This window comes from Microbacterium sp. CGR1 (genome assembly GCF_001266755.1).
In the GTDB taxonomy this organism is placed as follows: Bacteria; Actinomycetota; Actinomycetes; order Actinomycetales; family Microbacteriaceae; genus Microbacterium.
In genome coordinates this window covers 1,596,589-1,610,230 of the sequence record NZ_CP012299.1, presented here as the reverse complement: position 1 = coordinate 1,610,230, position 13,642 = coordinate 1,596,589, and the positions used below count along the sequence as shown (strand labels likewise).

At 67.5% G+C, this 13,642-nt stretch carries 16 protein-coding genes and 1 tRNA gene; 6 read left to right on the top strand and 11 right to left on the bottom strand.

What is annotated here, in order from left to right:
• The first annotated feature begins 7 nt into the window (after positions 1–7).
• Entirely contained in the window at positions 8–649 is a 642-nt protein-coding gene (locus tag AKG07_RS07780) for an NAD(P)-dependent oxidoreductase (RefSeq protein WP_053097296.1), read from the top strand.
• 2 nt (positions 650–651) lie between these two features.
• On the opposite strand, the gene AKG07_RS07775 is transcribed toward AKG07_RS07780, so the two are convergent.
• Both AKG07_RS07775 and AKG07_RS07770 read right to left on the bottom strand, forming a co-directional pair.
• Complete coding sequence (locus AKG07_RS07775; protein WP_053097294.1) at positions 652–1,956, bottom strand: DUF4032 domain-containing protein; 1,305 nt, start codon at positions 1,954–1,956, stop codon at positions 652–654.
• 81 nt (positions 1,957–2,037) lie between these two features.
• On the bottom strand, positions 2,038–3,141 hold the full coding sequence (locus tag AKG07_RS07770) for an ABC transporter ATP-binding protein (protein ID WP_053097292.1): 1,104 nt from the start codon (positions 3,139–3,141) through the stop codon (positions 2,038–2,040).
• A gap of 229 nt (positions 3,142–3,370) precedes the next feature.
• Here AKG07_RS07770 and AKG07_RS07765 point away from each other — a divergent pair, with 229 nt between their 5' ends.
• Both AKG07_RS07765 and AKG07_RS07760 read left to right on the top strand, forming a co-directional pair.
• Positions 3,371–4,339 carry a DsbA family protein gene (locus AKG07_RS07765; RefSeq protein ID WP_053097290.1) on the top strand — a complete coding sequence of 323 codons (969 nt, stop codon included), beginning with the start codon at positions 3,371–3,373 and terminating at the stop codon, positions 4,337–4,339.
• Positions 4,340–4,381: 42 nt separating this feature from the next.
• Positions 4,382–4,454, top strand: a tRNA-Thr gene (locus AKG07_RS07760).
• Positions 4,455–4,535: 81 nt separating this feature from the next.
• Here AKG07_RS07760 and AKG07_RS07755 read toward each other — a convergent pair.
• Entirely contained in the window at positions 4,536–5,159 is a 624-nt protein-coding gene (locus AKG07_RS07755) for a site-specific integrase (protein ID WP_150115094.1), read from the bottom strand.
• Positions 5,160–5,189: 30 nt separating this feature from the next.
• Here AKG07_RS07755 and AKG07_RS07750 point away from each other — a divergent pair, with 30 nt between their 5' ends.
• A complete protein-coding gene (locus tag AKG07_RS07750) occupies positions 5,190–5,450 on the top strand; it encodes a hypothetical protein (protein ID WP_053097287.1) in 261 nt (86 codons plus the stop codon).
• A 71-nt stretch (positions 5,451–5,521) separates the two neighbouring features.
• Here AKG07_RS07750 and AKG07_RS07745 read toward each other — a convergent pair whose 3' ends face one another.
• Positions 5,522–6,829, bottom strand: coding sequence for a hypothetical protein (locus AKG07_RS07745; protein WP_053097285.1), 1,308 nt, complete (start codon positions 6,827–6,829; stop codon positions 5,522–5,524).
• A 22-nt stretch (positions 6,830–6,851) separates the two neighbouring features.
• A complete protein-coding gene (locus AKG07_RS07740; protein WP_053097283.1) occupies positions 6,852–7,175 on the bottom strand; it encodes a hypothetical protein in 324 nt (107 codons plus the stop codon).
• A 69-nt stretch (positions 7,176–7,244) separates the two neighbouring features.
• Between AKG07_RS07740 and AKG07_RS07735 the strand changes: the two genes are divergently transcribed.
• Both AKG07_RS07735 and AKG07_RS07730 read left to right on the top strand, forming a co-directional pair.
• Complete coding sequence (locus AKG07_RS07735; protein WP_053097281.1) at positions 7,245–7,487, top strand: DUF3263 domain-containing protein; 243 nt, start codon at positions 7,245–7,247, stop codon at positions 7,485–7,487.
• 258 nt (positions 7,488–7,745) lie between these two features.
• Positions 7,746–8,699: an aldo/keto reductase gene (locus AKG07_RS07730; protein ID WP_053097279.1), complete on the top strand. Its 954-nt coding sequence runs from the start codon at positions 7,746–7,748 to the stop codon at positions 8,697–8,699.
• A 26-nt stretch (positions 8,700–8,725) separates the two neighbouring features.
• On the opposite strand, the gene AKG07_RS07725 is transcribed toward AKG07_RS07730, so the two are convergent.
• The 6 genes from AKG07_RS07725 to AKG07_RS07700 all read right to left on the bottom strand — a co-directional run bounded on the left by AKG07_RS07725 (position 8,726) and on the right by AKG07_RS07700 (position 13,583).
• Positions 8,726–9,418: a response regulator gene (locus AKG07_RS07725; protein ID WP_053097277.1), complete on the bottom strand. Its 693-nt coding sequence runs from the start codon at positions 9,416–9,418 to the stop codon at positions 8,726–8,728.
• On the bottom strand, positions 9,415–10,680 hold the full coding sequence (locus tag AKG07_RS07720; protein WP_053097275.1) for a sensor histidine kinase: 1,266 nt from the start codon (positions 10,678–10,680) through the stop codon (positions 9,415–9,417). The genes AKG07_RS07725 and AKG07_RS07720 overlap by 4 nt, the downstream gene beginning before the upstream one ends.
• A 40-nt stretch (positions 10,681–10,720) precedes the next feature.
• Positions 10,721–11,530: an ABC transporter permease gene (locus AKG07_RS07715; RefSeq protein ID WP_053097273.1), complete on the bottom strand. Its 810-nt coding sequence runs from the start codon at positions 11,528–11,530 to the stop codon at positions 10,721–10,723.
• Complete coding sequence (locus AKG07_RS07710; protein ID WP_053097271.1) at positions 11,527–12,438, bottom strand: ABC transporter ATP-binding protein; 912 nt, start codon at positions 12,436–12,438, stop codon at positions 11,527–11,529. The genes AKG07_RS07715 and AKG07_RS07710 overlap by 4 nt, the downstream gene beginning before the upstream one ends.
• 103 nt (positions 12,439–12,541) lie before the next feature.
• Complete coding sequence (locus tag AKG07_RS07705; RefSeq protein ID WP_053097269.1) at positions 12,542–12,925, bottom strand: MmcQ/YjbR family DNA-binding protein; 384 nt, start codon at positions 12,923–12,925, stop codon at positions 12,542–12,544.
• 4 nt (positions 12,926–12,929) lie between these two features.
• Entirely contained in the window at positions 12,930–13,583 is a 654-nt protein-coding gene (locus AKG07_RS07700) for an SOS response-associated peptidase family protein (RefSeq protein WP_053097267.1), read from the bottom strand.
• Positions 13,584–13,642 lie beyond the last annotated feature (59 nt).

Here is a 13,642-nt window from a genome sequence, read left to right as displayed (position 1 = left end):
AGAAGTCATGGCTCGGATCGTCGTGCTCGGAGGAACCGGCTACGCCGGACGCCACATCGTGTCCGAGGCGGTGAGCCGCGGCCATGACGTGATCGCGATCTCACGCAGCACGCCGACCGATGCTGTCGACGGCGCCTCGTACGTGCAGGGCTCGGCGCTGGACGCCTCGTCGCTCGCGAACGCCTTCGACGGAGCGGATGCCGTCGTCTCGGCCCTCTCGCCGCGTGGCGACATGGCGGACCGCGTGCTCGAGGCGCTGACGAACGTCATCGCGGAGCTCGCCGATACGAGCACCCGTCTCGGCGTGGTCGGCGGCGCCGGTGGAAGCCTGGTCGCCCCGGAGGGCCCGCGCCTCTTCGACCTCGACTTCCCTGAGGAGTACAAGCACGAGGCACAGGTCGGCATCGACTCGCTCGCACTGCTCCAGAGCACGGACCGGTCGCTGGACTGGTTCTTCATCCACCCGGCCGAGGTCTTCGGACCCTGGGCCGAAGGTGAGCGCACCGGTCACTATCGCGATGGTGGAGATGTGCTCGTGCGTGACGCCGAGGGCAAGTCCTTCATCTCAGGGGCGGACTTCGCGGTCGCGGTGGTCGACGAGATCGAGCGCCCGGCGCACCGTCGCGGACGCTTCACGGTCGGGTACTGACCTCAGACGAGGTCGCGCCAGTCGACCTCGTCGTCGTCATCGGCGACGGAGTGCGTGCCTGTGATGACGGGCAGGCTCATCGTCTCGGTGGGCGGGCCCATGATGGTCGCCTCGTCGCGGCGGTGGCGCAGCACCTCGTTGATGTAGCTCGTGAGGACCTCGGCGAGCGGGACTGAGCGTCCCTGCGCCTGAGAGAGATACCACCGGTGCTCGAGCACCTGGTGGAACACCTCTGCGGGTTCGAGCTTGGCGCGCAGCTCCCAGGGGATCGCACGCACCACGGGCTCGAACACGCGGGTCAGCCATTCGTGCGCGTACATCTCCTCGTCGACCCACTGCTTGGTCGAACGGGCACGGAACTCGTCGAGATCGTTGAGCAGGCGGCGGGCCTGGTTCTCCTCGACGTCCAGGCCCGTGAGGCGGATCAGGCGGCGCTGGTGGTGTCCGGCATCCACCACCTTCGGCTGGATCTCGACGACCGTGCCGTCGGAGGTCGTCGACATCGACATCTCGTCGATGTCGAATCCGAGGGCGTTGAGGCGTTCGACGCGCTCCGTGATGCGCCAGGTCTCCGCCGCGGCGAAGGACTCCTGCACCGTCAGCTCCGCCCACAGCGAGTGGTAAGACGAGACGATGCCGTCGGCGATCGCGACCGCGTCGACGCCGTGCTCGAGCCGTCCGCCGGCCGCGAGGTCCATGATCTCCCCGGCGATGTTGGTGCGGGCGAGGTCGAGGTCGTAGAGGCGCTGCCCGTCGGTGAGCCCCTCCTCGTGCAGTTCACCGGTCTCGGCGTCGACGAGGTAGGCCGCGAAAGCGCCGGCGTCCCGGCGGAAGAGCGTGTTCGAGAGCGAGACGTCGCCCCAGTAGAAGCCGACGTTGTGCAAGCGCACCAGGAGCACCGCGAGGGCGTCGACCAGACGATTCGCCGTGTCGGGGCGCAGCACCCGGGTGAAGAGGGCGCGATACGGCATGGAGAAGCGCAGGTGCGAGGTGACGAGCGCGGCGGGGAGCGGCTCGCCGGCGGCATCCGATCGCCCCGCGATCACGGCGACGCGGTCGACGCAGGGCACATCGAGCCTGGCCAGGTTGCCGAGCATCTCGTACTCGCGCCTCGCCATCTCATCGGTCGTCTCTTTGACCGCGACGACCTTGCCCGAGAGGTCGGCGAAGCGCACCAGATGCCGTGACAGCCCCTTGGGAAGCGACACGATCTGCTCGGACGGCCACTTGCCGAGGGGGGTCGACCAGGGGAGGGCGAGCAGGGCCGGGTCGATCGAGCTCGCCGTGATCCGCAGCGCATCCTGCATGTCTCTCCAGTGGGTCGGGGCGGAAAAGAAAGAAGCGGCGCGGGCGACCGAAGTCAGCCCGCGCCGCGTCAGTGGGTCCGATCAGGCGGAGACGATCGGCTTGTCGTTCAGACGAACGCCCGACTCGATGTCGAACGCGTGCACGTGGCCCGCGTTCGCCGCGAGGGTGACGGTCTCACCGGCGTTGGGGTGGCTGCGACCGTCGACACGTGCGACCAGGTCGGCGCGCTTGCCGTTGATCTCGGTGTGACCGTAGAGGTAGCCGTCAGCGCCGAGCTCCTCGACGAGGTCGACGACGACCGAGAGGCCCTTGCCGTCGGCGGGGCCGACGGTGATGTCCTCGGGGCGGACGCCGACGGTGACCTGCGAGCCGTTGGCGCGGCCCACGGTGTCGCGGTCGAGCGGGACGACCTCGGTGCCGAAGCGCACGCCGCCGTCTGCCAGGTCTGCGCTGAACAGGTTCATCGCGGGCGAGCCGATGAAGCCGGCGACGAAGACGTTCTCGGGCTTCTCGTACAGGTCACGCGGCGAACCGACCTGCTGGAGGAGTCCGTCCTTCAGCACGGCGATGCGGTCGCCCATGGTCAGAGCCTCGGTCTGGTCGTGCGTGACGTAGACCGTCGTGACGCCGAGGCGGCGCTGCAGCGACGCGATCTGCGTGCGCGTCTGGACGCGGAGCTTGGCGTCGAGGTTCGACAGCGGCTCGTCCATGAGGAAGACCTGGGGCTGACGGACGATCGCGCGACCCATCGCGACACGCTGACGCTGACCACCCGAGAGGGCCTTCGGCTTGCGGGTCAGGTACTCCTCGAGGTCGAGCAGCTTCGCGGCCTCGAGCACGCGGCTGGCGCGCTCTTCCTTGCCGACGCCGGCGATCTTGAGCGCGAAGCCCATGTTCTCGGCGACCGTCATGTGCGGGTACAGCGCGTAGTTCTGGAACACCATCGCGATGTCGCGGTCCTTCGGCGGCACGTCGGTGACGTCGCGGTCACCGATGAGGATGCGGCCGGCGTTGACCTCTTCGAGGCCGGCGAGCATACGCAGCGAGGTGGACTTTCCGCAGCCGGAGGGGCCGACGAGAACGAGGAACTCGCCGTCAGCGACCTCGAGGTTGAGCTTGTCGACAGCCGGGCGGGTTCCGCCGGGGTAGAGGCGGGTGGCCTCGTCGAAAGTCACAGATGCCATTGTGTTTCTCCTTCACCGGCAGGTACGTGCCGGACGATCCGTAGTGATAGAGCGGCGGAGCGATCCGCCGTGACCCCTCATCGGGTCGGGATCAGTATGGCAGATGCCCGTGCATCTGGGTATTTCTCAGCCTGGCTGGTTAACATCGATCTCGGCCGCTTAACGCGGCGTTCGCCGCCCGAGTGGCGTCCGGGGCCACCCTGCCCCCCTGAGACTGTCTAGAGGAACGATGTCGAGCGACGAGACGCCGAACGTCCCCAGCCCTCGCAATTCGCGTGAGGTCGTGCGGGAGAAGGCACAGAAGGTGCATGCCCAGCAGTCGAGGGCGCGCGTGATGCGACGAATCATCCTCGGGGCGATCGCCGTCGTCGCCGTCGGCGCCATCGGCACCGCGATCACGCTCGCCGTCTCTGCACAGGTCTCGAAGCCGCAGCTCACCCCGGGCGGGATGAACGACGACGGCATCCTCGTCTCCGACATCAGCGCGTCCGCGATGTCCGACGAGACGGTCGCGCCTCCGAGCCCGGAGGAGACCGAGGCGGGTGGCGAGACGACGCCGACCCCGGAGCCCACCACGTCGAGCACGGTCGACATCCACATCTACGTCGACTACCTGTCGCCGGATGCCGGTGAATTCGAGCGCGCCAACGCGCGCCAGCTCGTCAACTGGATCTCGGAGGGTGCGGCGACGGTCACCTACCACCCGGTCGCGCTGCTCACCGCGAGCTCGAACGGCACCAAGTACTCCCTGCGTTCGGCGGCGGCCGCGGCCTGTGTCGCGACGCACTCGCCGGCACAGTTCTACGCGTTCAACCACGACCTGCTCGATGACCAGCCCGAGGTGAACACCGACGGCTTCTCCGATTCTCAGCTGGCCGACATCGCCGGCGCGGTCGGCTCGGACAACGTCAAGAGCGTCCGGTCGTGCATCGAGGATCAGGACTACGTCACCTGGGCGAAGGAAGCCACGTCCCGTGCGCTGGAGGGCCCGCTCGTCGGTTCGGACGACCTCGTGCTCACTGCCGCGCCCATGATCGTCGTGAACGGCGAGGCCTACGTCGGCGCCCTCGACGACCCGAGCGAGTTCTCCCAGTTCGTGCTCACGGTCGCAAGTGACGCGTACTACGCCACCGAGACTCCCACTCCCGCGCCGACCGAGACCACGGAGCCCGCACCCTCGGAGACCCCGGCGCCGTAGTTCGTCGGTGCCCGCCGCCCATCGCTAAGCTGGGGGGTGTCCGCCGACTTGGCGCAATTGGTAGCGCACCGTACTTGTAATACGGGGGTTGCAGGTTCAAGTCCTGTAGTCGGCACAAGAAATCCCAGTTCATAGCGAAGAAAACCGCCCCGCTTCCGTTTCGGAATCGAGGCGGTTCGTTGTTTACTCATGGTTTTCAGACGAACAGTTTCGACAGAACAAGTCCGGCAGCCGGGCTACGGTGCACCTCGTCGGCGTAGTGCTTTAGCGTCGTGCGCTCGGACTCGTGGCCGAGCTGATCCTTCGCCGCTTCGACGCCGAGCTCATCGCGCAGCACGGTCGCGACGGTCTTGCGGAAGCTCTTCGGCGTCGTGCCCTTCCAGTCCGTGTCGCGCAGCGCGTCGCGCCAGGAGGTCCGATAGTTGTTCGGGTGACGGAACGTCCCCACGCTGGACGCGAAGACGAACTCCGAGTAGGACGCCACGCGCCGACGCATCAGCATGTCGACGAGATGATCGGGAAGCTCGAGCTCGCGATAACCCGCGTCCGTCTTCGTGAACCCCTGGACGAAGAACTTCCCGTCGCGGTCCTGCGCGATCGTGCGCCGGATCGTGGCGAGCTTCGCGTCGAGGTCGAGCTGGTCCCACTGCAGCGCGAGCAGCTCACCGGTGCGGACGCCGGTGCCGATGATCATGTCCGTGGTGTCGAGCAACTCGCTCGCGCGCGGCCGCCGACGTCGCCGATCATCGGCGGGCCTCGGCTCGGTTCCGGCGTCCCACTCCTCCTCGGCCACATGGTCGGCGACGACTGGCCCACTCAACCCCTCAACCCCAAGACCTAGGAGGTCACCATGAGCACGCCCACACAGACGCCGAACGTCGTCGTCCAGAACCCCACCGTCCGCAAGGCCGCTGGCATCGTCCTCGGCGCCGCTGGCATCATCCTCGGCACGGCAGTTGTCGTCGACGGCGCGACGGCCGCGTTCGACATCACCGAGATCACGACCCCGATCACCGCCGGCTACCTCTACCTGTCGAGCCTGTTCGGCCTCGCGGTGACCGTGCCGAACGTGCCGACTCCGCGCGCGCTTCTGCGCCGCGATCTTCGCTGAGCCCTGCACGGACACAGAAGACCCCCACCTAGCCTTCGGGCCGGGTGGGGGTCTTTCGTCGTTGTGGTGCGTTAGATCGCGGCGACTCTGTTGAGGAATCTCTCGACCGTCTGCCCCACGACTACGTCAGGCTTCAACTGATCGACTAGATCCCAGTCGAAGTCGGGCCCCCAGTGGAAGTGGAATTCGCTGAAGAGGTGCTTTCCCCACCAGGAGAGGTATCCGGCGAAGTCACCGGTTCCGAAGAAGGAGTTGCCGAAGATGAGCACCTTGAGCGGGCTCGGCGCGGTGCTGTTGGTCCACCTGAAACGCCGGCCCCTCATTCCGCCATCGGCAGGGAAGTGGTTCTCGATCATCGTGATGCCGTCCGCGTAGGCGGCAAGTTCATCGTCGCTCGGTTCGACGATCCGTGAGTAGAGAGGCAACTTGAAACGGCCGGTGAGGTCACCGACTGCATACCGGAACTGGTACATGCGAACGGCGTCGACGATGGGCACGAGCTGGGGGTCGATTTGCGCGGCGAGGGCGGAGAACATTCGCTGAGCGCCGACGGCTGAGAAGTGCGTGTCCGCCATCAGGAATGGATCGTCGACGTCGCTCCACTGCTCGAAGGGGGAGAGGCCGCTGACGTAGAAGTCGGCGTCGCGCAGCCTGCTCTCGATCTCTTGGAGCACGGGGCTCGGACCCTCAATGTCGACAGGGGCATCGTCGCGCAGGACGGTCAGCTTCTCCGGGATGATGGTCTGCACGAAGCGCGTCCCACGTGCCTCGCAGCCTTCTCCTCGCTGGGCGAGCACATCCATCCACCGGTCAACTCGCGACATGAGTGCATCGTCGACAGGCTCGGCGTACAGCGACAGCAGGGAGTTGTTGCCCTCGGTGAGGAAGAGATGCCCGCGCAGACCGATGACCGCTGACCCATCCATCGACGGCAACCCGGCCGGCATGAGCATGGGGGACAGGTTGCCCGCCTCGACCTGGTGCTTCACCGCGTTCCGCTCTTCCGAAGACCAGAGGGTCGTCGACGACGACGACTCACCATTCAGTTCTTCGACGGCGGTCTTCTTCAGAGTGGCTAGACCGTCGGCTCCGAGGCTCAGAGCTGCTTCTCGACCATCACTCAGAGCCTTGACCTGGAACCGTCCGGATACGACATCGAGAGCGGTGAAGGCTCGGGAGCACTCGAGGGAGAACCAAGCATCTTGGGTCGTGATCTTCTGCAGGTCGTTACGAGTTGCGCTCGGTCTCGTTTCCCCGACGATCTCGCCGTCGAAGGTCGCGACCACGCGCACATCCCGGTTGTCTTCCGCCTCTTCGTCGTACACCCAGCCCCTGATGGTCTGCTTGCCGAAGTCGAAGCGTTCCGCGTATCCCCTCATTAGGCCAACTGTAGCGAACGGGTCACCTGCCGCGTTCTGGCCACGACGCACCTGCGTGCGCGGTCGGCGTCCGGTGGTCGGGCTGCGCGCGGCGGTTCGCGCCGATCGCGATCCACGGCTCGAGTCCGGGCAGCTCGCGCAGTGCGGTGCACAGGGTGATGATGTGGGCCTCTTCGAAGAACCCGACCCAGAGGCCGACGGACTCGGTGAGGATATCGAGCCGGTCGCCGGCAGTCGCGTAGAGCTCGGCGATCACAGGGCCCGGGTCGCTGGTGTACCTGTTGGGTGAGCAGATGGCGTCGAGTTCGATGCTGAGCATCACGTCGGGGGAGAGCCTTCGAGGCATGGCCGGGTGTCCTTCCTCCGGCCGAGATGATGAGTCTACGTCGCCGTGCCGACGTCGGTGGTTGGAGGGATGATCGGAACCGTGACGCCTGCTGACATCCTCGCTTTCGAAGCCGCCAACCCGCACCACACGCCGACCCGAGCCGAGCGCATCCGCCGCGAGCTCGGCATCACCCCGATCAGATACTTCGTGCTGCTCAAGCGTGCCGCCAGCTCGGCTGAGGGGATCGCCGCGGACGCGATCACCGCCCGGCGCGTCCGTGATCAGATGGCGGCTCGCGCTGCGGAGCGGGCGCGTAGGACCGCAGCGTGAAGCCTCGCTTCCGCTCGCCGTATCCATGGTTTAGTCGTGGTTTTCAAGGCGTACCAACCTGTACATGGTTGTACCGACCGCATGGATTCGCGGGGAGAGTCCAGGAAAGTACAAGCATGGACAGCGCATCCTTCAAACGGGGGTTGCAGGTTCGAGTCCTGTAGTCGGCACCGTCCAGCGGATCGCATCCGCGCCTCCCTCGACGACACAGATCGTCACACGGGAAATAGTGCGAGCAGAGCACACGTTCTCCCCGGTATGACTCGTATCGGAAACAGTGACCTAGACGTCTTCCCGCTCTCGCTCGGAGGCAACGTGTTCGGCTGGACGGCCGACCGTGATGCCTCCTTCGCCGTGCTCGACGCCTTCGTGGCGGGTGGTGGCGATTTCATCGACACCGCAGACGGGTACAGCTCGTGGGTGCCGGGCAACTCGGGCGGCGAGAGCGAGACGATCATCGGTGAGTGGCTCGCGTCACGCAAGCCCGAAGGCGTCATCGTGGCGACCAAGGTGAGCCAGCACCCGGAGTTCTCCGGGCTGTCGGCGTCGAACGTGCGCAGGGCCGCCGAGGCATCGCTCGCCCGACTGGGCGTCGACGCCATCGATCTCTACTACGCGCACTTCGACGATGAGACCGTGCCGCTGGAGGAGACGGTCACCGCATTCGGCGAGCTCGTCTCAGACGGCCTCGTACGCAACGTCGCGGTGTCGAACTACACGGCGCAGCGCATCCGTGAGTGGGTGGAGATCGCCCGTCGCACGGGATCGGCGTCGCCCGTCGCCGTGCAGCCCCACTACAACCTCGTTCACCGCAACGACGTCGAGGAGACGATCATCCCGGTGGCGCAGGAGTTCGGTCTGAGCCTGGTGCCCTACTACTCGCTCGCGAGCGGATTCCTCACCGGCAAGTACCGTTCGAAGGCCGTCGAGGGTCAGACCTCGCCGCGCGCCTCCGGTGCGGCCAAATACGCGACGGAGGCGGGGCTGCGCATCATCGACGCTCTCGAGGAGATCGGCGACGCCCACGGCGCCTCGATCGCGGCGACCTCGTTGGCGTGGCTGCGTGCTCAGCCGACGGTCGCCGCCCCGATCGCGAGTGCTCGGACGGTCGAGCAGGTTCCTGACCTTCTCGCCGGAGCGCGATTGGAACTGCGCGAGGACGAGATCGAGACGCTGAACCGCGTCTCCGAGTGGACACCGGCGAAGGCCTGAGGCTGTCGGCCTGTCCTCCGCCCTTGCTAAGAGCCCGAGGACAGGCCGCCGTCGACCAGACCCATCCTGTGAGCCAGGATGACCAGGTGGATGCGGTCGCGGGATCCCAGCTTCGACAGGATCCTGCCGACATGCGTCTTCACGGTGGATTCGCTGACGAACAGCGCCTGAGCGATCTCCGCGTTCGTGAGGCCGCGCGCGATCTCGACGAAGACGTCGCGCTCGCGGTCGGTGAGGTCTGCCGTCAGGTCCTCGGTCACAGTGGCGGACGCTGCAGGTGTCGCGCCGAGCGTCGGGGTCACATGCTCCAGCAGCATCCGCGTGACCCGCGGTGAGAGGGCCGCGTCACCGCGGTGGATGGCTCGGATCGCCGAGATCATCTCGTGCCTCTGCGCGTCCTTCAGGAGGAATCCGCTCGCGCCGGCGCGGATCGCGCCGAAGGCGTACTCGTCGAGATCGAACGTCGTGAGCACCAGAACACGGGTGTCGGGATTCTCGCGGACGATGGCCGCGGTCGCCGCGATCCCGTCGAGCCCCGGCATCCGGATGTCCATCAGCACGAGGTCGGGACGGAGTCCGGACGCCTGGACGATCGCGTCATGCCCGTCCGCGGCCTCGCCGACCACGACCATGTCGGCCTCGGCGTCGAGCACCATCCGGAAGCCGACGCGGATGAGAGCCTGATCGTCGACGAGGAGAAGCCTGATCGGCTCGGTCATGGTGCATCCTTCGGTTCGAGGTCAGCAGGATCGGCGGGCGACACAGGCAGCTCGGCGCGCAGCATCCACCGACCGCGTTCGACGGGTTCAGAGGTGATCGTGCCGCCCGAGTGCGCGGCACGTTCCACGAGCCCGCGCAGGCCGAACCCGGTCGTGCCGACAGGGCCGGAGACGCCGTCGTTGACGATCTCGACGATCACCGAATCCGAGGCGTAGATCAGTCTGACCCCGATCGACGTCGCCATCGGCGCGTGCCTCATGGCGTTCGTGACGCCTTCCTGCACGATGCGGCCGAGCGCATGCGACAGAGCGGTGGAGATCGAGGCGGTGCCTGTGACGGAGAGCGTCACCGGAAAACCGGCGCGCTGCGCCACTGCGACCGTCTCCTGCGGTGGCGTCGGCTCGAGAGGTGCCAGGGGGAGTGGCGAATCATCGGCGCGGAGGACTCCGAGCATCGCGCGCATCTCGGTGAGCGCGCTGCGAGCCGTCTCGGCGGCGGAGGACGCCGCCGTTCGCGCCTGCACGGGATCCGGTGTCGCGGCTGCGCCTTCGGACAGGGCGACGATCACCGTGAGCGAGTGCGAGACGATGTCGTGCATCTCGCGGGCGATGCGGGCGCGTTCGCCTGCTGCGGCCAGCTGGGCCTGCTGATCGCGTTCCACGAGCAGCTGGCGGGAGCGGTCGATCACCGCAGCCAGGTAGCGTTTGCGTCCTCCGACATTCACACCGATCAAGGTGCCGATGAGTCCGAGGACCAGCGACATCACGACGGCGTTCGCGGCGATCTGCAGAGTGATGACGCCGGTGAGGGTGAGCGCACCGGCGAGCGCTGCGAGCGATGCGATCGCGATGCCGAAGCCGGTCCACGCCGCCCGCGACGAGCGGTACACGGCGAGCGAGTAGCAGCTGACCAGCAGGACAGGAGCGCCGATCGGCTGAAGCGCGAAGAGGAACAGGGCTTCGAGTGCGAAAGATGCCACGAACGGCACCAGCGGGTGCCTGCGCCGCCAGAGCAGAGTCGCGCACGTGCCGAGCACCGCGGCGGGGACCAGGATCGCCACGCCGATGGCGAGGGGCATCGGAAGATCGCGGGTGATCGCACCAGCGGGAACGAGCGAGAGGAGCAGGCACAGGATCGTGATGACGACGTCGGCGACCACCGGATGCCGCGCCCAGAAACGGCGCAGGACGCCGGGGGGACGCGGCAGCCGCAGCCCCTCGTCCTCGCGGACTGAGGTGCTGCGGCTGATCGGGGTGGTCACCGGCCGACTCTACGCGGATCGGTCATCGGTCGGCTCTCGGTCACGCGTCGCGGGTGCGGAGCACGCCCCACGCGGCGAGCATGCCCGCAGCCACCCAGCCGGCCAGCGTGAGATACGCGACCGGGCCCTCGAGGGCGGCTCCCTCGGGAAGGATCGCACTCTGAGCGGCGGCGACCGGCAGGTAGTTCGCGGTCTCGAGGAGCCACGTCCACGCGTCGCCGGCGATCGTGAAGAAGCTCGCGACGATCGGCAGGACGAACAGCAGGCCGACGGTCGCGGCGATGGCCCCGGCGCCCGAGCGCAGGATGAAGCCGAATGCGACGCCGATGAGAGCGAAGACGGACATGGCAAGCGACGACACGACGATCGGAAGGAGCGATGCCGCCGGATCGGACCAGTCGATGCTCTGATCGCGCGACGCGACGACCGCGGAGACGGCGACAGCTGCGGCTGAGAAGATCACCAGAGACGACACGAACAGGAAGACCGCGATCACGACGGCCTTGGCGGCGAGCACGGAGCCGCGCTTCGGGTTGGCTGCCAGCGTCGAGCGGATCATTCCGGTCGAGTACTCACCCGTCACGGAGATCGCACCGAGGATGCCCGCGAGCAGCATCGTGAACTGGATCGGCATGACCACGGCCTGGATGGGGTCGAAGCCCGGCAGGTCGATCGCCTGAGCGATGAGCACCGCGATGCCGACGGTGAGCACTGCGGCGATGCCGATGGACCACCAGGTGGAGCGAAGGGTGGAGAGCTTGATCCACTCGCCGCGGATCGCGCGCACGAACGTGAGGCGGTGTCCGGTGTCGACGTGCTGGCGCGTGCGGGCAGGAGCCTGGACGGTCATGAGATCTCCTTCGTGCGGTACTCGACCGAGTCGCCGGTGAGCGCCAGATAGGCGTCTTCGAGCGACCCGGTGGTCGGGGTGAGCTCGTGCAGGGGGATGCCGTGGCGAGCGGCGAGGTCGCCGATGCGGGAGGCCGGCAGGCCGACGATGTCGAGAAGATCGGGAGCCGAGCTCACGATCTCGACCGACGGGCCGCCGACCGCTGTGGCCAGATCCGCAGCGCGGGGCGTGCGGACGCGCACGGTGTTCGTCGTCCAGGCGCGGACGAGCTCTTCGAGCGGAGCGTCGGCGAGCACTCTGCCTCGGCCCATCACGATCACGTGATCGGCGGTCTGCGCCATCTCGCTCATCAGGTGGCTGGACAGCAGGACCGTGCGTCCCTCGGAGGCCGCGTGGCGCACGAACTGGCGCACCCATCGCACCCCCTCGGGGTCGAGGCCGTTGACAGGCTCATCGAGGATCAGCGTGTGCGGATCCCCGAGCAGGGCCGAGGCGATTCCGAGCCGCTGCCCCATGCCGAGTGAGAACTTCCCGGCGCGCTTGCGGGCGACGGGCGCGATGCCCGCCAGGTCGATGACCTCGTCGACGCGCGACGCGGGGATGCCGTGGGTCGCCGCCATCGCACGCAGATGATTGCGAGCGGTGCGGCCGGTGTGCACCGCCTTCGCGTCGAGAAGCACCCCCACCTCGGTGAGCGGGGCGCGAAGCTTCCGGTACTCCCGGCCGGCGACGGTCGCGATGCCGGACGTCGGCCGGTCGAGGCCGACGATCATGCGCATCGTGGTGGATTTTCCCGCGCCGTTCGGACCGAGGAACCCGGTGACCGTGCCCGGCTTGACCGTGAACGACACGTCCTGGACGGCTGTCTTGTCTCCGAATCTCTTCGTGAGGCCTTCTGCTGTGATCATGTCTACGACGCTATCGACGGCGCCGCAGCCCGCGCGTCCTCCCTGGGTACCGTTCCCCGGAGGCAGCGGGTCATCCTCACGGTGGATGGCCGGTGCGGAATCGTCAGGACGAGGGGCGCCCGAACAGGTCGGGATCCACGGGCCGCTGGGCGCGTGGGAGCTTCTCGACCACCAGACGGTACGACTCCGTGACCAGCTCGGACACGATTTCCTCGTCGAGTGACGGCCCCGGCATCAGGGTGATCCAGTGCTTCTTGTTCATGTGGTACCCCGGGACGATGTCGGCGAAGGTCTCGCGCAATGCGACCGAGTCGTCGGGATGCGACTTGAGCGTGACCCTCCCGGTCTGGTCGAGAGGGATCAGCAGGAACACGCGTCCGCGCACCTTGTACACGTCCCACTCGGGACCGAACGGGTTCTCCCGCGCCGCGCCCGGCAGCTCCTCTGCACGCTCCGCCGCGGTGGCGACGAGATCCGTCGAATCCATGAGCTCAGAACAGCCGATCCGCGCCCTTGTCGCTCGCGCGCGGCGCGGCGTGCACGCGCTCGTCGAGCGTCGCAGCGGCGAGCAGCGCCTCGTCGATGATGTCCTTCGTGGGCTCGGCGGTGAGCCACTCCTCACTCAGGGACGCGGGGATCAGCAGCGGCATCCGGTCGTGCACGTCCGCGAGGTGCGGAGGAGCCGGGCGCATCACGATCGAGTAGCAGATGAAGGACTCGCCGTCGGCGGTGCGACCTCTCTGGGTGACCGCCGCCATCCCGAAGAGGGCCCCCTCGTCGACGAGGAACTCGTGCCACACGCGCTCGGGCTTCTTCATCTCGTACCAGCTGGTCGCAGGGACGAGCGCGCGACTCTTCAATCCGCCGGGGCGCTCCTGCAGCCGCTCGGAGCGGGTGTTGATCGACGGGAACTTCGACGGCTCCCCGTTGATGAGGAATCCCCACCACGCCGGCTCGAGCGTCGGAGCGGTGTCGGGCTGGACCACGATCGGATTGAGATTGCGGAGGTTCTTGCCGGTGGGGCGAACGGTCTCGCGGGCATTCTGCTCAGCCCACTCCCGGAGCCCGTCGAGCACGGCCTCGTCGGCCGCTGCGAGTAGTTCGGTGTCGGTGAACCGGGGGTCAAGTCCGTAGCTCGCGCACATGCCGTCAGGGTACGCCCGGCCACGGACATCGTGCACGCTGCGGGAGGAGGATCCTCGCT